The 435-nt window shown below is 36.8% G+C and carries 1 protein-coding gene; it reads right to left on the bottom strand.

Annotated elements, in window-relative coordinates; translation table 11 throughout:
* A partial coding sequence (locus tag J7R10_RS08835; protein WP_208436488.1) for a type IV secretory system conjugative DNA transfer family protein occupies nt 1-435 on the bottom strand: 435 nt, incomplete at both ends.

The following is a 435-nucleotide window of genomic DNA, read 5'->3' as shown; positions in this document are numbered from 1 at the left end:
TTTCAAAAATATCCAATTTTCCCAAAGTTGGAAATTCATCAAGCATTAAAAGCAAACGATGTTTGTGACTTGTTTTTGATCTCCCATCATCAAATTCCATACGATTTGAAAGAGAAAGAACCATTTGTGTCAACAACAATCGCGCTAAAGGTCTCATTCTATCTAAATTGCGCGGCGTTGTAATAAAATACAGCGAAACGGGACTTTCACTATCCATTAAATCACTGATATAAAAATCACAATATTTTGTGTTCTCACCAACAATAGGGTCACGATAAAGAGACAGAGCATTATTTGCCGTCGAAATAATAGACCCTAACTCGCGTGCTGGTGTTCCAGCCATACGACGGCCAACACCGTTGATAACAAGTTTTGCTTCTCTATCTGCATCTTGAAACAGAGGATCATCACTTTTTATATCAAGATTTTCCATTT

Origin of the sequence: Bartonella vinsonii subsp. berkhoffii ATCC 51672, from assembly GCF_902825225.1 — a bacterium.
Lineage (GTDB): Bacteria > Pseudomonadota > Alphaproteobacteria > Rhizobiales > Rhizobiaceae > Bartonella > Bartonella berkhoffii.
The sequence above is the reverse complement of the archived record's forward strand: the minus strand, read 5'-3'. Positions and strand labels throughout refer to the sequence as shown.